The sequence below is a fragment of the Marinobacter antarcticus genome, assembly GCF_011049865.1.
Taxonomy (GTDB): Bacteria; Pseudomonadota; Gammaproteobacteria; order Pseudomonadales; family Oleiphilaceae; genus Marinobacter; species Marinobacter antarcticus_A.
Map to the genome: position 1 here is coordinate 22,540 of NZ_DRGY01000091.1, position 18,974 is coordinate 41,513.

At 57.2% G+C, this 18,974-nt stretch carries 20 protein-coding genes; 10 read left to right on the forward strand and 10 right to left on the reverse strand.

Annotated features, from left to right (window positions below; translation table 11 throughout):
- Positions 1–11: 11 nt before the first annotated feature.
- From ENI00_RS11650 to rpe, 4 genes are all read right to left on the reverse strand, one after another.
- Positions 12–593, reverse strand: coding sequence for an anthranilate synthase component II (locus tag ENI00_RS11650; RefSeq protein ID WP_304102371.1), 582 nt, complete (start codon positions 591–593; stop codon positions 12–14).
- A 15-nt stretch (positions 594–608) separates the two neighbouring features.
- Positions 609–2,096, reverse strand: a complete 1,488-nt coding sequence (trpE, locus tag ENI00_RS11655) for an anthranilate synthase component I (RefSeq protein WP_304102373.1) — start codon at positions 2,094–2,096, stop codon at positions 609–611.
- A gap of 196 nt (positions 2,097–2,292) precedes the next feature.
- Positions 2,293–2,982: a phosphoglycolate phosphatase gene (locus ENI00_RS11660; protein WP_304102376.1), complete on the reverse strand. Its 690-nt coding sequence runs from the start codon at positions 2,980–2,982 to the stop codon at positions 2,293–2,295.
- Positions 2,979–3,680 carry a ribulose-phosphate 3-epimerase gene (gene rpe, locus ENI00_RS11665; protein WP_304102379.1) on the reverse strand — a complete coding sequence of 234 codons (702 nt, stop codon included), beginning with the start codon at positions 3,678–3,680 and terminating at the stop codon, positions 2,979–2,981. The genes ENI00_RS11660 and rpe overlap by 4 nt, the downstream gene beginning before the upstream one ends.
- 101 nt (positions 3,681–3,781) lie before the next feature.
- On the opposite strand from rpe, the gene ENI00_RS11670 reads away from it, so the two are divergent.
- Entirely contained in the window at positions 3,782–4,810 is a 1,029-nt protein-coding gene (locus ENI00_RS11670; RefSeq protein WP_304102382.1) for a DUF3530 family protein, read from the forward strand.
- Positions 4,811–4,846: 36 nt separating this feature from the next.
- On the opposite strand, the gene ENI00_RS11675 is transcribed toward ENI00_RS11670, so the two are convergent.
- From ENI00_RS11675 to ENI00_RS11685, 3 genes are read right to left on the reverse strand one after another with little or no spacing between them, the layout of a single operon-like run.
- Positions 4,847–5,599 carry a molecular chaperone DjlA gene (locus tag ENI00_RS11675; protein WP_304102385.1) on the reverse strand — a complete coding sequence of 251 codons (753 nt, stop codon included), beginning with the start codon at positions 5,597–5,599 and terminating at the stop codon, positions 4,847–4,849.
- A gap of 4 nt (positions 5,600–5,603) precedes the next feature.
- Positions 5,604–6,311 (reverse strand): N-acetylmuramate alpha-1-phosphate uridylyltransferase MurU, encoded by a 708-nt coding sequence (gene murU / locus ENI00_RS11680; RefSeq protein WP_304102388.1) that lies wholly within the window; start codon positions 6,309–6,311, stop codon positions 5,604–5,606.
- Positions 6,308–7,354 (reverse strand): aminoglycoside phosphotransferase family protein, encoded by a 1,047-nt coding sequence (locus ENI00_RS11685; protein ID WP_304102391.1) that lies wholly within the window; start codon positions 7,352–7,354, stop codon positions 6,308–6,310. The genes murU and ENI00_RS11685 overlap by 4 nt, the downstream gene beginning before the upstream one ends.
- 277 nt (positions 7,355–7,631) lie before the next feature.
- Between ENI00_RS11685 and ENI00_RS11690 the strand changes: the two genes are divergently transcribed.
- The 9 genes from ENI00_RS11690 (at position 7,632) to slmA (ending at position 16,241) form a co-directional block, all read left to right on the forward strand.
- Positions 7,632–10,019, forward strand: a complete 2,388-nt coding sequence (locus tag ENI00_RS11690; protein ID WP_304102417.1) for an LPS-assembly protein LptD — start codon at positions 7,632–7,634, stop codon at positions 10,017–10,019.
- 87 nt (positions 10,020–10,106) lie between these two features.
- Positions 10,107–11,462, forward strand: coding sequence for a peptidylprolyl isomerase (locus ENI00_RS11695; RefSeq protein ID WP_304102392.1), 1,356 nt, complete (start codon positions 10,107–10,109; stop codon positions 11,460–11,462).
- Positions 11,462–12,487: a 4-hydroxythreonine-4-phosphate dehydrogenase PdxA gene (gene pdxA, locus ENI00_RS11700; RefSeq protein WP_304102393.1), complete on the forward strand. Its 1,026-nt coding sequence runs from the start codon at positions 11,462–11,464 to the stop codon at positions 12,485–12,487. The genes ENI00_RS11695 and pdxA overlap by 1 nt, the downstream gene beginning before the upstream one ends.
- Positions 12,484–13,311 (forward strand): 16S rRNA (adenine(1518)-N(6)/adenine(1519)-N(6))-dimethyltransferase RsmA, encoded by an 828-nt coding sequence (gene rsmA, locus ENI00_RS11705; RefSeq protein WP_304102394.1) that lies wholly within the window; start codon positions 12,484–12,486, stop codon positions 13,309–13,311. Before pdxA ends, rsmA begins: the two co-directional genes overlap by 4 nt.
- A complete protein-coding gene (locus ENI00_RS11710) occupies positions 13,304–14,104 on the forward strand; it encodes a symmetrical bis(5'-nucleosyl)-tetraphosphatase (protein WP_304102395.1) in 801 nt (266 codons plus the stop codon). Before rsmA ends, ENI00_RS11710 begins: the two co-directional genes overlap by 8 nt.
- 28 nt (positions 14,105–14,132) lie before the next feature.
- Positions 14,133–14,510 (forward strand): DUF423 domain-containing protein, encoded by a 378-nt coding sequence (locus ENI00_RS11715; protein ID WP_304102419.1) that lies wholly within the window; start codon positions 14,133–14,135, stop codon positions 14,508–14,510.
- 15 nt (positions 14,511–14,525) lie between these two features.
- The gene (gene thiS / locus ENI00_RS11720) at positions 14,526–14,726 is read left to right on the forward strand and encodes a sulfur carrier protein ThiS (protein WP_304102396.1); all 201 of its coding nucleotides are present in this window, start codon (positions 14,526–14,528) and stop codon (positions 14,724–14,726) included.
- Between the two features lie 83 nt (positions 14,727–14,809).
- The gene (locus ENI00_RS11725; protein WP_304102397.1) at positions 14,810–15,619 is read left to right on the forward strand and encodes a thiazole synthase; all 810 of its coding nucleotides are present in this window, start codon (positions 14,810–14,812) and stop codon (positions 15,617–15,619) included.
- Between the two features lie 28 nt (positions 15,620–15,647).
- The gene (gene slmA, locus ENI00_RS11730; protein WP_304102398.1) at positions 15,648–16,241 is read left to right on the forward strand and encodes a nucleoid occlusion factor SlmA; all 594 of its coding nucleotides are present in this window, start codon (positions 15,648–15,650) and stop codon (positions 16,239–16,241) included.
- Between the two features lie 16 nt (positions 16,242–16,257).
- On the opposite strand, the gene ENI00_RS11735 is transcribed toward slmA, so the two are convergent.
- The 3 genes from ENI00_RS11735 to ENI00_RS11745 all read right to left on the reverse strand — a co-directional run bounded on the left by ENI00_RS11735 (position 16,258) and on the right by ENI00_RS11745 (position 18,861).
- Positions 16,258–17,082, reverse strand: coding sequence for an inositol monophosphatase family protein (locus ENI00_RS11735; RefSeq protein WP_304102399.1), 825 nt, complete (start codon positions 17,080–17,082; stop codon positions 16,258–16,260).
- 55 nt (positions 17,083–17,137) lie between these two features.
- Positions 17,138–18,433 carry a pyridoxal phosphate-dependent aminotransferase gene (locus ENI00_RS11740; RefSeq protein WP_304102401.1) on the reverse strand — a complete coding sequence of 432 codons (1,296 nt, stop codon included), beginning with the start codon at positions 18,431–18,433 and terminating at the stop codon, positions 17,138–17,140.
- Between the two features lie 113 nt (positions 18,434–18,546).
- Positions 18,547–18,861, reverse strand: a complete 315-nt coding sequence (locus tag ENI00_RS11745; protein WP_304102402.1) for a DUF3301 domain-containing protein — start codon at positions 18,859–18,861, stop codon at positions 18,547–18,549.
- Positions 18,862–18,974 lie beyond the last annotated feature (113 nt).

The following is an 18,974-nucleotide window of genomic DNA, read 5'->3' on the forward strand; positions in this document are numbered from 1 at the left end:
ATTCGCCTTTTTTATTGGGTTCGCAGGAAGTTGCGCAGAAGTTCGTGGCCCTGTTCGCTCATGATCGACTCCGGGTGAAATTGCACCCCTTCGATGGCCAGGGTTTTGTGGCGCACGCCCATGATTTCTTCCACGCTGCCGTCGCTGTTGCGAGTCCAGGCGGTCATCTCCAGACAGTCCGGCAGGCTGGCTTGCTCAATGACCAGGCTGTGATAGCGCGTGGCCTGCAACGGGTTGTTAAGGCCGCGGAACACGCCGCTGTTCTGATGGTAAACCGGAGATACTTTGCCGTGCATCACGCGCCCGGCGCGGATGACGCTGCCGCCGAACACCTGGCCGATGGCCTGGTGGCCCAGGCAGATGCCGAGTATGGGAATCTTGCCGGCAAAGTGCCGGATGACGTCCATGGACACTCCGGCCTCATTCGGCGTGCAGGGGCCAGGCGAGATCACCAGCCGTTCCGGGTTCAGCGCTTCAATCTGCGCCAGGGTGATTTCGTCGTTGCGGTGCACCTGCACATCCGCGCCCAGCTCTGCAAGATACTGCACCACGTTGTAGGTGAAGGAGTCATAGTTATCGAGCATTAAAAGCATAATCTGTCCCTCGCCTCAGTGGTCAAAGTCGTTGTAGGTCATTGCCACTGCGCGAAAAATAGCGCGGCCCTTGTTCATGGTTTCTTTCCATTCAAGGCGAGGTATCGAGTCGGCAACAATGCCGGCGCCGGCTTGTATGTGCAGGGTGTTGTCTTTGATCACCGCGGTGCGGATGGCGATGGCCGTGTCCATGTTGCCGTTGAACGAGAGGTAACCCACGGCGCCGCCATACACTCCGCGTTTCACCGGTTCCAGCTCATCGATGATTTCCATGGCCCGGGTTTTTGGCGCGCCGCTCAATGTGCCCGCGGGCAAGGTGGCCTTGAGCACATCAAGGCAACTGGTGCCATCTTTTACCTGGCCGGTTACGTTGGATACGATGTGCATCACGTGGGAGTAGCGCTCTACGGCCATTCTCTCGGTCAGCCGCACGGTGCCGGTTTCTGAAACGCGACCGGCGTCGTTACGGCCAAGATCAATCAGCATCAGGTGCTCGGCGATTTCTTTCGGGTCGGCCAGTAGTTCTGCCTCCAGCGCCCGGTCTTCTGCCTCGGTGGCGCCGCGCTTGCGGGTGCCAGCGATGGGGCGAACCGTCACTTCGCGATCTTCCATGCGCGCCAGAATTTCCGGCGACGAGCCCACAATGTGGAAGTCGTCCAGATCCAGAAAATACATGTATGGCGAAGGGTTAAGTACCCTCAGTGAGCGATACAGGTTCAGGGGCGGTGCTTCAAACGGGATCGACATGCGCTGGGAAATGACGGTCTGCATCACGTCACCGTCGAGCACGTAGTCTTTGATCTTGTCGACCGCCGCCTCGAATTTTTCCTGGCTGAAGCCGGAAACAAATTCGCTTTCATCCACGGTTTTGCCGCGCAGGTGTGCGGGTGTTTTCGGGGTGTTGGCGGTTTGTCGGTGCAGCTTCTGTTCCAGCTCGTCGAGCCGCAGTTGGGCGCGTTCGTAACCACCTTCATCGGCCGGGTCCACGTGCACGATCAGGTGCAGCTTGCCGCGCAGGTTGTCGAACACCACCAACTCGTTGGATACCATCAGCAGTATATCGGGTGTGCCAATGCGGTCGGGCGGACAGCTGGTTGCAAGGCGTTTCTCGATGTAGCGCACGGTGTCGTAGCCAAAGTAGCCCACCAGCCCGCCGTTGAAACGGGGCAAGTCTTCCAGATCGGGGGCGTTGAAGCGCGCTTGATAGCTGGCAACAAACGCCAGCGGATCGTCGACATCGGCGCTTTCTGTCAATTCGCCATGCCGGCGGATTTCAATGCGGTGGTCGAATACTTTCAGTACTTCCTGGCTGGGTAGGCCAATGATCGAATAGCGACCCCATTTTTCGCCACCCTGTACCGATTCAAACAGATAAGAATAGGGCCCGCCGGCCAGTTTCAGGTAGGTGCTCAAGGGGGTGTCCATGTCCGCAAGCACTTCGCGATACACGGGGATACGATTGAAGCCAGCCTGTGCCAGCTTGCTGAATTGTTCGGACGTCATGGTCGGGTTTCCTGGGATCTGATCTGCGTTCGAGCAGGCGCTCGTTGTCTTACGGGCTGAGAGTTTTCAGCCGGTACGCCATCGCCACCATCGTGTTGCGCGGGGTGTAAGAATGCCTCGCGCTGAAGTCAGATTCAGTCCCTGCACGGCAGGAATCTCCCGAATTGAAAAGAATGAAAGTTCAGTACCCCAGAGGTTACAAAAGCTCGCTCAGGGAATCAACCACAGCGTCGGCCCCCAATGTGTGTACGGAGCGGCCAAAGTTGTAGCCATAGGTGACTACGACACAAGGAATGCCGGCTGCCTGAGCGGCACCAACGTCGGCGGCGGAGTCGCCGACCATCACAGTGACTCCACGGCTGCCCTGAAGTTTTTCCATCGCGTGAAGCAGCGGCGCCGAATCCGGTTTTTTTGTACTCAGCGTGTCACCGCCAATCACCAACTGGAAGTGATGCTCAAGACCCATTTGCTCAAGCAACGGCGCCACAAACTGTTCAGGTTTGTTGGTTACAACGGCCATGCGGCAGCCACGATCATTCAACGCGTCCAGGCAGGCTTCAACGCCGGGGTAGACCGTTGAATACTGGCCGTTGAACTGTTGATAGTTCTGATAGAAAAGCGCCAGGGCATCGTCAAACAACGCGTCATCATTGAGAGTGGCAGGTTCCCAGTCGGCTTTGCCGGCCAGAGCGCGCCTTATCAATACGGGGGAGCCATGGCCTACCCATTGGTGTACCTGTTCAAGGCCGACGGGTTTGCGCCCCAGTTGTTCAAGGGTGAGGTCCACGGCGGCGGCCAGGTCTGGTGCGCTGTTTACCAGAGTGCCATCGAGATCGAACAATGCAACGCCAGGCCAACGAGCATTGAACAGGCCCGCCAAACTCATTGGCCGGGAACCTTGTGGCTAAGCACTGTGCGTGCTTGCTCAAGTTCCACGCGCATCGCATCGATGGTGGTTTTGTAGTGGTCTGTGTTAAAGATAGCGGAGCCTGCCACAAAGGTGTCTGCGCCTGCTTCGGCAATTTCGCGGATGTTGTCTGTTTTCACACCGCCATCCACTTCCAGTCGAATGTTGTAGTTACTGGCATCGATGCGCTTACGGGCTTCGCGCAGCTTGTCCAGGGTGCCGGGAATGAACTTCTGACCACCAAAACCGGGGTTGACCGACATCATCAGAACCATGTCGAGCTTGTCCATTACATAATCCATATGGTTCAGAGAGGTGGCCGGGTTGAACACAAGGCCTGCCTTGCAGCCGCCCTCGCGAATAATTTGAAGGGAGCGATCAATATGCTTGGTCGCCTCCGGATGGAAGGTAATGTAGCTGGCGCCGGCGTCAATGAACATGCGAATCAGGTCGTCAACCGGTGACACCATCAGGTGTACGTCTATGGGAGCGGTAACACCGTGCTTGCGCAGGGCTTCACACACCATTGGCCCGATGGTCAGGTTGGGCACGTAATGGTTGTCCATAACGTCAAAATGCACCACGTCTGCGCCAGCGGCCAGAACGTTATCCACCTCTTCGCCCAGGCGAGCAAAATCGGCAGACAGAATGGATGGGGCAATCAGGTAAGGGTTCATCACGGCTCTCGCAAACAATTGGCAGTCATTGATAATGATGACAGTCTAGCAGCTCAGGAACGCTTTTTTATAGCCAGATTATCGCCAAGGGAGCGGGAACTTTGCGCCGATTAAGAACATTGAGCCAAAGCAGTCATCATAAAAGCTGCCGTAAAAGCTATCGTAAAAACGGTCGCAACAACCTCTGTAGTGGGCTTCTGGCTCTAATGCTGGCAGGCAGCGGGGCTCCAGCCGCTGCCCAGGAAGAGAGCGCGTCAGGCGTGCGCGACCAATCGCCGGTCAGTGATGTGCTTGGGGACGTGCGCGGCGCTGTATCATCGGGATTGGGTGAATGGGGTCTGAGTCGGAGATTTCCGGAAGCCGCGTTATGGCTTGATCTTGAAGGCGACGCCCGCACGTTGGCGCTTTTCTGGCCCGAGACGGAACTCCCCGCAAGGGGCGCGCTGATTGTTCTGGCAGATGAAGGCGAGAACGCGGAGTCGGGACTGGCGGGGCCCTTGGCCCGGGAATTGGCGGGTCGCAGGTTTGCGGTGCTCACTCTGGGTTTGGCGCCACCTCCCGCAGCGCTTGAGCAGACGCTGGAGGCGCCGCGCACAGAGTCTGAGGCCGAGCCTGAAGAAGCCCTGGTCGAAGCCAGAACCGAAATCAGGCCCGGAGAGCAAAATCAGAGCGCCAACAACACCGCAACAATCGACGTGATGGCTTTGGAAACGGTGGGCGGGTTGGAAGACGCCTACCGGGAGCGTATTCGCGAAGAGCTTGCGGCAGGTGCTGCCGAACTTGCAAAACGTGATTATGAACTCATTGCGGTGGTCGGCTTAGGGCGTGGCAGTAACCACGTTGTATCCTATGCGGCGGCAGCTCAAGCCTCTCCCGCCCTGATCTGGGTCGCTCCCAGATTCTATCCCCGAGATGCCAGCGAGGTGGTCGCGACGCTGGGGAGCGCCTCGGTTCCCCGGATTCTGGAGCTTTCATCATTCGGTGAGGGTATGCAGCGCAAAGCGGATCTGGAGCGCGCCGGCGTTGAAGGTTTCAGTCTGCAGTCTGTGGGGGCCAACGCTTCGTTTACGTCGAGAAACGGCAAGGCGCTTGCGGGCAGAATTTCAGCGTGGCTGCGGTTAGAGCAGTGATCCAGAGCAGTGATGCAAGGCAGCAATGACAGTTCGCTAGTTATGGTGGCGCTTGATCAGTTCCCATGCCTGCTGATAACGCAACAGACGCTCTTTGGCCAGCGCAAGCTCTGCGGCACTGAGTTGCTGCTGCGCCAGCTTGTCCGGGTGGCACGTGGAGACTTTTTTCCGGTAGGCGTTCTTGATGATGGCCAGTGGATCCCGCCGGGTCACGCCCAGCAGAGCGCAGGCCTGCTCGAGATTGACCGGCTTTGACGGCACATCGTTGACGTCGCACCACACCCGGCTGGCATAGCTGTCGAAAATATCCTCGCTGATGGTAACCGGCAAACCAATCTGGTCAATAGTGTCTTCACAGCGGTAGCGGCGGGGCTTCAGGGGGCGGCCTGAGAGCTGGGTCGCGTGGCACAGGCAAATGGCTATTTTCAGGGCAGGAGAAGGCCAGATACGGTGGCTTAACCTGAGTGAGAGCCCGCTCAGCACCGGAAGTGTTTCTGATGCTTTACCTTTCTGGAAACTGCTAATGGCTTTGTGTCTTTGTCGTCTCGAGAGTTTCAGCGCTGTGATGAGGTTCTCTGCAAAACCTATATCCTGCTCCGAAACGCGCCCGTCCGCTTTGGCGATATAGCCCAGAAAGAAAAACAGTGGAGGTCTGCACCAGTGGGGCAGCCGCGTTCGGCCAATCATGGTGTGCGCCTGGTGCCCGCTTGCCGAGAGTTGTTGCAGCAGTCCCGAGAATGTCGATTCCATTCGTGGCGGGAGGGCGGGCTGCGCGGAACGGGTTGCCATCGCGCTAACGCTCCCGAGCGGCCAGTCGTTGATCCAGCGCCCGAAGCCGCTCAGGCGTGCCCACATCAATCCACTGACCGCGATGGTGCAGCCCTGCTACCCGGCCTTCACCCATGGCGGCCCGCAGAACAGGTCCAAGCTTGCCAGCCTGATCACTCAACCCGTCGAACAGCCTGCGATGCAGTAGGCTGATGCCGGTAAAGGTCAGTTTTTCGCCTGCTTTTCCTGCGCATTCTTCAGAGAGTATGCCGTTATCGTTCAGACAAAAATCACCTTGGCGATTATGTACGGGGTTATCTGCCATCACCAGAATGGCCTCAATATCTGCCTGTTCGCCGGGTGCCGGCGGCTGAAGCCGCGTCAGGTCGAAATCGGCCCAGATATCCCCGTTTATAACCATGAACCAGTCGTTGCCGTCGGACGTGAGTATGGGCAGGGCGCGAACGACGCCGCCTGCTGTCTCCAGTGGCTCACCTTCGCGGGAGTAATGCAGAGCAAGTCCGAATCGCTCACCGGCACCCAGGGTGTACTCAATTTGCTCCCCAAGCCACGCGTGATTGATAACAACGTCCTCGAACTGTGCGCGTTGGAGGCGTTCCAAGTGGTATTCAATGAGCGGTTTGCCACCGGCGCTTAGCAGGGGTTTGGGCGTGGTAAGCGTTAGTGGCCGCATGCGTTCGCCTCGGCCGGCGGCTAGGATCATCGCTTTCACTGTGTCAAATACTCCTGGCTCGGAACGGGGCCTATGCGTTCTTCAATCCGGGGTGCGGCCACCGCCGCCAGCCATTCATGGAAGTGTCGCAAGGCTGGCTGGCGTTTGCTGGCGCTAAGCAGGTAACCCACTGTGCGGGGAATATCTTCCAGGTAGCGGGTTTTGCCGTCGCGCATGGCCAGCCTGGCAAAAATGCCGGCAGCTTTCAGGTGGCGTTGCATACCCATCAGCTCAAACCACTGCACGAACGTGTCGCTTTGCGCACGATGAAGGCCTGCCGCAAGGGTTTGCTTGCGGAACGTTTCCAGCCAGTGGTCGATTTTTTTGTCTGGCCATTGAATGTAGCAATCCTTAAGCAGCGAGACGGCGTCATAGGTAACCGGGCCGACAACGGCATCCTGAAAGTCGATAACGCCGGGGCGATTGCTGTGTTCCCGCACCAGCAGGTTCCGGGAGTGGTAATCCCGATGTACGGTAACCTGTGGCTGCGCCAGAGCGCCCTTGCGAAGCCGTGTAAAGGTGGCGTCGAGCATGGATTTCTCAACGTTGTCCAGCGTCAGCCCAAGATAGCCCTCCAGCAGCCAGTCCCGGAATAGCGCCATTTCGCGGTCCAGCAAGGCTGCGTCATAGGCGGGTAACGGGCGATCAGACGCGGCGGGCAGTTGCTGAATGTGCAAAAGTTCCGCCAGTGCGCTTTGATAAAGCGTGTCAGCGGTGTCGGCGTTGAGTTGGCTCAGCATTAACTGGTCGCCGAAATCTTCCAGCAACAGAAAGCCGCGTGCAGGGTCGGCCTCAAAAATTCGGGGAACGGCAATGCCTGCGCGGTGCCAGTGCTCGCCAATGCGGATGAAAGGCCCGCAGTCCTCAAGTTCCGGAGGCGAATCCATAACGATAAAAGGTATAAGATTGCCGTTGGTATCCGTCTTGTAAACCCGAAAGTACCGTCGAAAACTGGCATCGCCGGAAACGGGCTTTGCATCGGCTCTCTGGAAACCGGGAAGCTGTCTGATCCAGGCAGTCAGCATTTGCAGGCGTTTGTCCATGGTTCGGGCGGTTATCCTGAAGTCGTGAGTGCGTTGAGAGTAAATGTTAACGAGCCTTGAACTCCATCCACTTTGGCGTTTTTAAAGAGGCTCCGTAGCCACGAGTATAAAGAGGGTGAAGCGGTTTTGCAGCGGAGTTTCGTTTATCCGCCTCCGTTTCCGTTAACAAGCTTCCGGGGCACGTGTAAACTACAGCGCTGATACTTGTGTATTCGTGCCCCATCGCGTTATTCACAGTCTTTCACGCATCCGAAACAGGAACCTTGCTACCGTGCCAATGTCCGACAGCTGTTTGCGCGCGCACAAAGGCACATGGCGACGCCGATCTGTGAGCCTGCTTGCCGGGTCTGTCCTGATATTGACGGCCAGTGCTGCCGCTGGCGAAGAGGCGCCATCGGCCGCCGAGTTGGACTGGCGGCCGAAAAGCCAGCTTCCGGAGTCGGTTCGCAATGCGTTACCGGCCTTCTGTGCGGGCGGATATCTGCCATCCGGCACAGGGGAGGGCAATTCGGGTATTGTTGGCGCAGGGGCGAAAAGCCCTGAAAGCTCCGTTCCCTTGCAGGCCAGTGGTCTTCACGCCCAATACGAAATTGACCGCGAGCTGCATCTCCAAGGCGATGTCAGATTGCAACAGGGTAGTTTTCAGGTGACAGGCTCTGAGGCTCGCTACCGCCAGAGCAGTGGTCAGGTTGCCATTCAGGGGCCGTTGGTAAGCCGCGGCAACGGGTTTTTGCTGACCGGGGAGCGCGCTGATTACAGTGTTGAATCAGGGCGTTTTGATATCAATACCGCCACCTTTCTTTTGCACGGCCCGGCGATGCGTGGCAGTGCCGGCAGCCTTTCACGGATGAGCGATTCCACTGTGCAGATCCGGGATGGCATGCTCACCACCTGCGGCCCGCAGCAGAACGACTGGGCGATTATTGCCTCGGACATCAAGTTGAACCAGGCGGAGGGCTTTGGAACCGCAAAGCATGTCCGCCTGGAAGTTCTGGATGTTCCGGTGTTTTACTGGCCTTATGCCAGCTTTCCCATTGACGACCGTCGCAAATCCGGTCTCTTGTATCCGCAGTTCGGTTCGTCCAGCTCCGGCAGCGGGGGATTTTTGGCTATGCCGTATTACTTGAACCTGGCCCCCCATTACGATGCCACGTTAACACCCCAGTATATTCAGGGACGTGGTTTGTTTAACGAGGCTGAAGGCCGTTACCTCTCCGGTTTTGGGCAGACCACGGTTCAGTTGGGTTATATAAATAACGATTCCACTTATGCGGACGAAAACCCGGAGAAATCCGGTCAGCGTTGGGCACTGGATGCCTCCACTCGCGCAGTATTTGGCAGTGGATGGGTCGGCTACGGCGATTATTCCGCAGTCAGTGACGAGGACTATCTGAGAGATCTGAATCGCAGTCTGGAAATCAATCAGGCAACGCACCTGCTGCGCAGGGGCGGCGTGCGTTATCAGGGGCCGAATCAGTATTTCGATGCGTATCTCAATGACTATCAAACAATCAGTGACCGGATTGCGCAGGTGAACAGACCTTATGCCCAATTGCCGGAAGTTATTTATGCAGGAACCGCTGAAGCGGGCTTGTTCGAAGCGGGGTTGGAGACCCAATACACATGGTTCTACCGCGATAACGAATCATTGACCGGCCTTGATAAAGCCAACGGCCAGCGCTTTCGGGCCAGGCCCGAGGTGGCTCTGCCGATGCGTGCGCTTTGGGGTTTCAGTCGCCCGTCATTCAGCCTGGATTACACCCGATATGATCTGGAAGACTACAGCGCCGGGAGTGGCAGCTTTGATCGCACGGTTCCCGTAGTAGAATGGGACAACGGGCTGTATTTTGACCGCCAATCAAGCCTGTTTGATGTGCCATATAATCAGACCCTTGAACCCCGGCTTTACTACGCCTGGTCTGGCGCCGAAGCGGATCAGAACTATATCCCGGCGTTCGATACGGCTCTGCAGACCTTTCGGTTTGAGCAGTTGTTCCGGCCGGATCGTTTTATTGGAGGGGATCGGGTAGGCGATGCCAATCAGTTAACGGTGGCCCTGACCAGCCGGTTCAATGATCTGGTGACCGGCGCTGAGCGAGCCCGCTTCAGTATTGGTCAGGTGCAATATTTCGCCGATCGTGAAGTCACGCTTTTCGGTCAGGGCGGTGGTACTCGCAGTCGCTCGCCGCTTGCGGGTGAGGTTGTGCTCAATCCCCTGCAAAACCTCCAGATCCGGTCTTCGGGGTTGTGGGATCCGGATACTGGCGATACGGAACAAGGTCGCAGCCAACTCATTTTCCACTCCGAAGATTATCGATACCTGGCCAGCGCTGGTCATACTTACAGCAAGGGAGAGTTGGAACAGTCGGATATTGCGGCGGTTTTCCCGGTAACAGACCGTGTTAGTCTGATTGGCCGCTGGGTGTACGATTCGGATCTGAATCGTACAGTTGGATCTCTTGCGGGAATTGAGTACAACAATTGTTGCTGGAGCGTTCAGGTAGTCCACCAGAACTATCTCACCAATGACAGGGAGCTCAACAGTCGTTTACTGTTTCAGATCCAGTTGAAAGGCTTGGGGGGCAGCGGAGGCTCTTCTACATCCGTCTCTGACGCGATTTACGGTTTTAATGAACGCGAACGGCGCCGGTTTGGAACTCCCTGATGAATATCCTTTGATTGCTACCCCTGACGGTAACTGTGCCATTCCGGTACCCTATCCGCAGGCTAATATCTTCATTACGAGGTGATTATGAAGGCGACGATTCGCCAAGGTTTACAAACGCTGCTAATGCTAATGGCAGTGTTGCTTTCTTTTTCGGTCCAGGCTGAGCGCAAGATGCTTGATCAGGTTGTTGCCATTGTTGATGACGATGTGATCCTCCAGACCGGGCTGGATGCGAGAATTAACACCATTACCAGTCGGCTCAGTGCCCAGGGTACGGGCTTGCCTCCGCGTCGGCTTCTGGAAGAGCGGGTTCTGGAACAACTGATCACCGAATCTGTCCAACTGCAGATGGCTGATAAAATGGGTATGCGCATCAGCGACAACGAGCTGAACGAGACTCTGGCAAATATTGCCGACCGTAATAACATGAGCCTGTCTGAGTTCGAAAATCAGTTGGCATCGGAGGGCTTAAGCTACCGCCAGGCGAGGGAGCAGATTCGCCAGGAAATGATCACCAGCCGGGTGCAGCAACGCCAGGTGGGTAATCGCGTCCGTGTGACCGACCGAGAGGTTGAGAATTACCTGCAGGCGCTGGAATCTAATGGTGGCAACGATGCAGAGTATCGGCTTGCCTATATTTTTGTCGAGGTGGATAACCCCGCCGATGATGCGTCGGTCGATGCCGCCCGTGCCAAAGCGGAAGCGCTTCGAGCTGCCATTGCAAGCGGCCGCGATTTTCGCGAAGTGGCGGTGGCGGAGTCTGACGCCAGCAACGCGCTTGAGGGCGGCGATATGGGTTGGCGCAGCGAGCGGCAGTTGCCCTCGCTTGTTGCACCCGTTGTGCCTGAACTCGTTGTTGGCGAGCCTTCGAAGGTGCTGGCCAATAACAGCGGTTTCCACCTGGTCATGGTGATGGACAAGCGCGGTGGCACGCAGAAGCAGGTTATCCAGCAGAATCGGGTGCGGCACATTCTGATACGGCCTTCCGAAGCGGTCACCGATGCGGAGGCGGAAGCCACCATTCGGGATCTCGCTCAGCAGATTCAGAACGGTGCTGATTTTGCCGAGCTGGCACGGGAGTATTCGGATGATCCCGTGTCGGGTTCCGACGGCGGCAATCTGGGCTGGGTGAGTCCGGGCCAGATGGTGCCAAAGTTTGAGCAGGCCATGCAGGAGGCGAATGTGGGTGAGGTCAAAGGCCCGTTCCGTTCCCAGTTTGGCTGGCACATTCTCCAGGTTGAAGAGCGCCGACAGAAAGACATCAGTACTGACGTCAAAGAAGCTGAGGCGCGTCAGGCAATATACCGTCGCAAGTTCGAAACAGAGTTGCAGAACTGGCTTCGGGAAATCCGTGATGAAGCGTTTGTTGAGCTTAAAGGTGAATATGCAAAAAATGCCGCAGAGGACGACGCCAACGACGCGCAGGACGCCGAAAAATAATGCGTGATGGCATTGTTTTGGCCCTGACGGCCGGTGAACCTGCGGGCATAGGCCCTGAGCTTTGCCTGCAGCTGGCCGGCAAGCAGCGTGATACCGGTGTGGTGGTGATTGCAAGCCGGCAGTTGCTGCAGGAAAGAGCCGGGTTGCTCGGCCTCGACGTCACCCTGCACCCCTGGCAGCCGGGTATGGCGCCGCACATGGGTGCCGGCGGGCTTTCGGTTTTGCACGTGGATGGGTGCGCGTCGGTCACGGCCGGCAAACTGGATGCGGCCAACAGTCGGTATGTTCTGGACACTCTGACAGTTGCAGCCAAGGGCTGTCTTGAGGGCGACTTTGACGGCATGGTAACGGCGCCCGTTCATAAAGGCATTATCAATGATGCGGGTATTAAGTTCAGCGGCCACACAGAATTCCTGCAGGAACTCTGCGATGTGGAACGGGTGGTTATGCTGCTGGCCACAGAAGAGTTGCGAGTGGCATTGGTCACAACGCATTTGCCGCTCAAGGACGTACCCGCAGCGATCACGCCGGAGCGGCTGACCCAGGTTGCCAACATTCTGAATGCCGACTTGAAGAAATTTTTCGGAATTGCGCAGCCAAGGATTCTTGTGGCTGGCCTGAACCCCCATGCCGGGGAAGGCGGCCACCTTGGCCGGGAAGAAATTGAAGTGATTGAACCGACGCTTGAGAAGCTTCGAGCGACCGGCATGCAACTGACAGGTCCACTGCCGGCAGATACATTGTTTACCCCGCACTGGCTCGACGATGCCGATGCCGTGCTGGCCATGTATCACGATCAGGGGCTGCCGGTTCTCAAGTTCCAAGGCTTTGGTCGAGCGGTAAACATCACCCTGGGTTTGCCCATTGTGCGCACATCTGTGGATCATGGCACAGCTCTGGATCTTGCCGGCACAGGCAAGGCAGATGCCGGCAGCCTGCACACTGCTATTCGCGTGGGCGAGCAGATGGCATTGTCCCTCAAAGCCTTTAATGGCAAAGCCTCCCATAAAGAGAAACCTGAGTGAGTAAAAAAGCCGGCCATCAGGCCAGGAAACGGTTTGGCCAGAACTTCCTTCATGATCCGGGCGTTATAGAGCGTATTGTCCGCGCTATTCACCCGAAGCCGGACGATGCCATTGTCGAAATCGGTCCCGGCCTTGGCGCCATCACAGAAGAGATTCTGGCCGTCAATCCGAAGCTGCAGGTGGTGGAGCTGGATCGTGACCTTATCCCCATTCTGCGCACCAAGTTTTTTAACTACCCGGAATTCCGTGTGCACCAGGCGGATGCGCTGAAGTTCGATTTCAGCCAGCTTACCGACGGAAAACCGCTGCGCATCATCGGCAACCTGCCTTACAACATATCCACGCCGCTGATTTTTCACTTGCTGGCTCAGACAGGCGTGGTGCAAGACATGCATTTCATGCTGCAAAAAGAAGTGGTGCAGCGAATGGCAGCGGTGTCCGGCGACAACAATTATGGACGGCTGGGTATAATGACCCAGTATTTCTGCAAGGTTCAGCCGCTGTTTGAGGTGGGCCCCGGCGCTTTCCGACCTTCACCGAAAGTGGATTCTGCGATTGTGCGCCTGGTTCCCTACGAGACGCTCCCGCACCCGGCGAAAGATCTCGGCACGCTGCAAGCGGTGGTAAGAGCCGCATTTAACGCTCGCCGAAAAACCCTGCGCAAAGCCTTGGCTAGCCTGATAACCGTAGAGCAATTGCAGGGTTTGGGAATTAACGACGGCCTGCGACCAGAAAATCTCAGCCTGGCCGACTACGTGAGCATCGCGGACCTGTTAGTGAATAAGAAGGCCAGTGAAACACGCGTAGAGGGTAGCCATGACTGACTACGCCATAGGCGATATTCAAGGCTGTTACGATGCTCTAAAAGAGGTGTTGGCGAAGGTGGACTTCGCACCCTCACGAGATCGCCTGTGGGTGGCAGGTGACCTGATTAATCGGGGGCCCTCATCGCTGAAGACCTTGCGCTACATCGAGAGCCTGGGTGATTCGGCGGTTGTGGTTCTGGGTAATCACGATCTGCACCTGCTGGCCGTCGTGCTCGGTGGTCACGCTCTGAAGCGCAAGGATACGCTCGAAGCGATACTGAACGCGCCAGACCGGGACAAGCTTGTGGGCTGGCTGCGTCAGCAGCATCTGTGCGTTCACGACCCTGATCGCAACTTCTTAATGGCCCATGCCGGTGTGCCCCACATCTGGAGCGTTCAGCAGACGCTGGACGGCGCCCGGGAAGTGGAAGATGTGATTCGGGGCGCTGATGCCCCGGACTATTTCGCGATGATGTACGGCAACAAACCCGAGTGCTGGAATGAAAACCTTACCGGCATGGATCGCTGGCGAGTAATTACCAATTACCTCACGCGTATGCGTTTTATTGCCCCGGATGGCAGGCTCGAACTGACCACGAAGGATTCTGTGGGCAGCGCACCCGAAGGCTTTGCTCCCTGGTTTGAATTCTCCCGTGCGGATGATTTACGCGTCATATTCGGCCACTGGGCGGCACTTGAAGGTAAAACCGGCATCGATCAGTTTATCGGATTGGATACCGGCTGCGTTTGGGGTGGTTCGTTGACCATGATGAACCTCGACACCGGAGAAAAGATCCACTGTGACTGTTAACGCCGTAGAACCGAAGGCTTCTGGCCATATGCGCTGGCCCATTGTTACCGGTGCATTCCTTGCGCTCACAGCGGTGATGGCCGGCGCCTTCGGGGCGCACGCGCTGCGCAATCTGGTGAGTGATCGCAGCCTCGACGTTTTCCAGACGGCGGTTGCGTATCAGATGTCTCACGCCATCGCGCTGGTGCTCGTTGCCCTGTTGTCCGGCCTTGATCTTTCACGGCGCTTGCTGACATTGGCGGCCAGGTTCTTTCTTGCGGGCATTGTGCTGTTCAGTGGCAGCCTGTACACCTTGGTGCTGACCGACATGCGCTGGGTTGGCCCGATCACACCCCTGGGCGGCCTGTGTTTCATGATCGGCTGGGCGTTATTGTTAACCGCTGGCGTGCGCCGACAAACGAATTAAGAGGTTAAAAACGAGATGCAGGTTCAGATAAACGGTGAAGCCATGGAGCTTCCTGCGGGGGCCACGGTTGCCGCATTGGTTGAGAAAATGGACCTTTCAGGCAAGCGGCTGGCGGTGGAAGTGAATCAAGACATAGTGCCCCGCAGTCAGCACTTTGAATTTGCTTTGAATGATGGCGATCGCGTTGAAGTTGTCCACGCGATCGGAGGCGGCTGAAGGCTGCTGTTGCTCGGCAAAAGCCAGGCTGTATCGTCACGTTTTAAACGCTCATTATTATGTTTCACCAACCCGGAAACGCTATGACCGAGATGCCAGAAATCCAATTGCCCGAAGACAAGCCACTCGAAATTGCAGGCCGTATTTATCAGTCGCGCCTGTTGGTTGGCACCGGCAAATATCGCGACCTGATGGAAACCGGCCAAGCCATTGAAAAAAGCGGTGCTGAAATTGTGACCGTCGCGGTTCGCCGCACCAACCTTGGACAAAACCCGGATGAGCCCAACCTTCTGGATGTGATCTCCCCGGATAAGTACACCATCTTGCCCAACACGGCCGGCTGTTATACGGCCAAAGACGCTGTACGCACCTGCAAACTGGCCCGGGAACTGCTTGACGGTCGCGACCTGGTCAAACTCGAAGTGCTGGGTGAACACAAGACCCTGTACCCGAACATGCCCGAAACCCTGGTGGCCGCCGAAGAGCTGATCAAAGACGGCTTCAAGGTGATGGTCTACTGCTCCGACGACCCCTTGCTCGCCATGCGGCTTGAGGAGATGGGGTGCATTGCGATCATGCCTCTGGGCGCGCCTATTGGATCAGGCCTGGGCATTCAGAACCGTTACAACATTCGGCTGATCGTGGAAAATGCCAAGGTGCCTGTGTTGGTAGACGCTGGCGTTGGCACGGCATCCGATGCCGCCATCGCGATGGAGATGGGCTGTGATGGCGTGCTGATGAACACCGCCATCGCTCAGGCAAAAAATCCGATTAAAATGGCCAACGCCATGCGTCTGGCCATCGAAGCCGGGCGAGAAGCCTATCTTGCCGGGCGGATGCCTAAAAAGCTCTACGCGAGTGCGTCGTCGCCCCTTGATGGCACTTTCTTCTGATTCTGATTAAGAGCGCTGCAGTATTGCCATGACCGATCAGAAACCCAGTCGCCGGGACGCGATTCTCCACGCACTTCTGGGACTCCTGGAAAACGATCCCGGAGCCAGAATTACGACTTCTGTTCTTGCCAGATCCGTTGGCGTGACGGAGGCAGCGCTGTACCGCCATTTCCCCAGCAAGCGGAAGATGTTCGAAGCGCTCCTGGAGTTTGCGGAAGAGGCTGTGTTCTCCCGCTGCCAGGTTATTCTTCAGGAACAGGAGGATGTGTGCGTGCGGTTGCAGCAGATGGTGCATCTGGTGCTGGTGTTTGCCGAGCGTAATCCGGGTTTGTGTTGTGTTCTTACGGGTGATGCGCTGGTGGGGGAAAACGAGGCCTTGCGCAAGCGCGCGTCCCAGTTCTTCGAGCGTCTTGAAACTCAGGTTCGGCAAATTCTCAAGGAAGGCGAAATCCGCCAGGGCTTGCGGCCCCGCACCAGCGCTACCCGGGGCGCGGATTTTGTTCTGGTGTTCACGGAAGGCCGAATTCAGCGGTTTATCCGCTCTTCGTTTTCTCGGTTGCCCTCCACAGACTTTGACGAAAGTTGGGGGCTGGTTGCTGAGGGTGTTTGGGGCTCCCAATAATCGAAACGCCCACGCTTCACTCATACCCCGAAGCATCACGAAGAATCTTTCGAACAGGCTCCCAGATCGCAGGTGCCGAAATCAGAATGTCGCGCCCCCAGAGGTCGGCGGGATAACCCTCGGGAACCTCACCGAAGTGGCCGGCAGTGGCGCCGGCTTCCAGGGCGATCAGGCGGGCGGCGGCGAAATCCCAGGGGCTGACGTTTTCGTAGTAGATGTCCAGCCGGCCACAGGCCACCCAGCAGATATCCAGAGCCGCAGAGCCGATGCGACGCAAATCGCGGCATTGGTGAATCATGGCGTCCAGACGGCTTATCAGCGGGGTCAGGTTGTCTTTGGTGTAGGGGAAGCCGGTTGCAAATAGCGAGTCTCTGGGCACGGTAGCACCGCTGTGGCGGATGGGGTTGCCGTTGAGGATGGCGCCTTCGCCTCGGGTGGCGCGGAATGTTTCGCCCGGGAAGGGCGCGTGCACTACGCCAGCTCGCACGTGGCCGTTTTCAGCGTAGGCAATGGACACCGCAACCTGCGGGTGACCGTAGGCGTAATTTACCGTGCCATCGATGGGATCGATGATCCACAGAGGTGTGTCCAGGTTCTCGGCTTGACTGAGATCCGGCATGGTTTCTTCGGACAGGATGCGGTGATCGGGAAAGCGCTTGCGGATGGCGCCGGTGATGAACTCATCGGCCATGATATCGGCGTGGGTGACCAGCTCGGTCTGCTGTTTATAGTCAGTGCGCAGGGTGTTGTGATCACGCTCCCGGCGAATCAGCTTCCCGGCCTCCCGGGCCAGATCTTCTGCGAAATCGGTAATGCCCCTAAGGGAAACAGGATCAGACATGGCGCCCCCGTTACGTCTCTAAAGAATGAGGGCGCCAGTCTATCATGGGGCAGGATCAGAGGCTGTTCAGCCAGGCCTCCATCTTGTCCATGGCCTTGACCAGGCGAGGGCCTGCTTGCGCGACAAAGCCATCACCGAGATCCTGGTCGGCAAAATCACCGCCGGCCAGTTTCAGGGACTCAGCACCGTCGAAGTCGACAAACGCCAGGCGCGCGCCCAAGTGGTCGGGAGCAAAGCCAAAGTCGCTGGCAGGCAAAATGGCAACGCCGGTGTCCTCCAGCAATGACTGACAAAAAGCCTGGCTGGTTTTGATGTCTTTTTTGGTGAGCCGGTCGCGGAAGCTTGAGAAATCCGGGAACAGATAAAACGCGCCTTCCGGTTTCTGCACAACTGCGCCCATGTCACTCAGGCGTCGATGCATGTACTCGCCAATCACTTTAAGCACTCGGCGGGACTGTTTGAGGTATTCGTCGATGTCGTCGCCACCGTTAAACGCCGTAATGCCCGCATGCTGTATGGGAGCGCTGGTGGCGGTGTAGGTTTCGCTGGCGATGATGGCCATGGCGTCCTGAAGGGGTCGCAGCTCTTTCGGGAAAATAAAGGTACCCAGTCGCCAGCCGCCGGCGCCCGCCCATTTGCTCAGGCCGGTGCTGATGATGGTGCCTTCCGGATAGTAGCGTGCGATGGACTTGTGGCGCCCCTCGAAGTGCACTTCTCCGTAGATCTCGTCGGAAAGCAGGATGAGCTTGTATTTGCGGGCCACATTGGCAATGGCCAGCAACTGGTCGTCGGTGTAGGTGCAACCGGTGGGGTTGGACGGGTAGTTGAGAATCAGGATGCGTGGGCGCGACTCGTCGTCCCGGCACACGATGTCCAGCTCTTCAGCGGTGAGCTGCCAGTTGTTATCGGCGTGGGTTGGCAACCAGTGTACGGAACGGCCAATAATGCGGGCCTGGGGCGCGTAGGACACCCAACTTGGGCGTGGAATAAGCAGATCGCCATAATAGGCGAGCTGAAGGATGAACAGCAGCTCCTTGGAGCCAGGGCCAATGAGCACGTCTTCCCAGGTGCAGCGCATGCGTTCACTGCGGTTTATATAAGCTGCAATGGATTCACGCAGGCTTTTGAGGCCCTTTACTGGCAGGTAGTCTTTCTCGTGGGCGTGCTCTTTGAGCGCACCCACAACGCGCTCAGGAACCGGGAAGGGGGATTGCCCAAGCCCGAGCTTGATGATGTCTTTGCCTTCGGATTTGAGCCGATTGCTCAACTCGTTGATGCGCAGAGTGGCCGAAGGCTGAATGCCGCGAACGTTCAGGTTGATTGCAAAGCGTTGATCGTTATGGATGTCCATTGTCCCGGTCTATTGGTAGAGAGTGGCGGGAACAGTATAGGAAACCCAAACATGGTTGTGTGGGCTTTGCGGATAGGTGATTGCCGAGGTGCTGTGGGCGCTTGCGCCGGATTTCAATTGAATCGGTGGGGATCAAGTTCCATATGCAGTATTCGGGGCCCGAGCATGATGACTCGGCCGCTGTATCGTTCTTCGCCGGTTGATGTGAAATCAAACATAAAGCGGCGCCATACACGAATCTGGCCCTGATCATCCCGCCTGAACCAGATGCCCCGCAGATAAATGGCGTCGTCAAGCAGCATAACGTCCATGGTTTTGCAGTAGTTCTGGGCGGCGCGCAGGACGGAATCCTTGATAGCCTTGGCGCGCCACCAATACCAGATGAAAAAAACTGCGACAAACAACCAGAACAGCGTTCCCAGCGTCATGATAACAACACGATAACGGCAATCTTCCGAGATAAGGGGCGGGTGAGAACGCAAGACTACCAAAAACCCGGCTCACCGCAAGGAGCGCCGGGTTTTTGGACTTGCCGTTGATA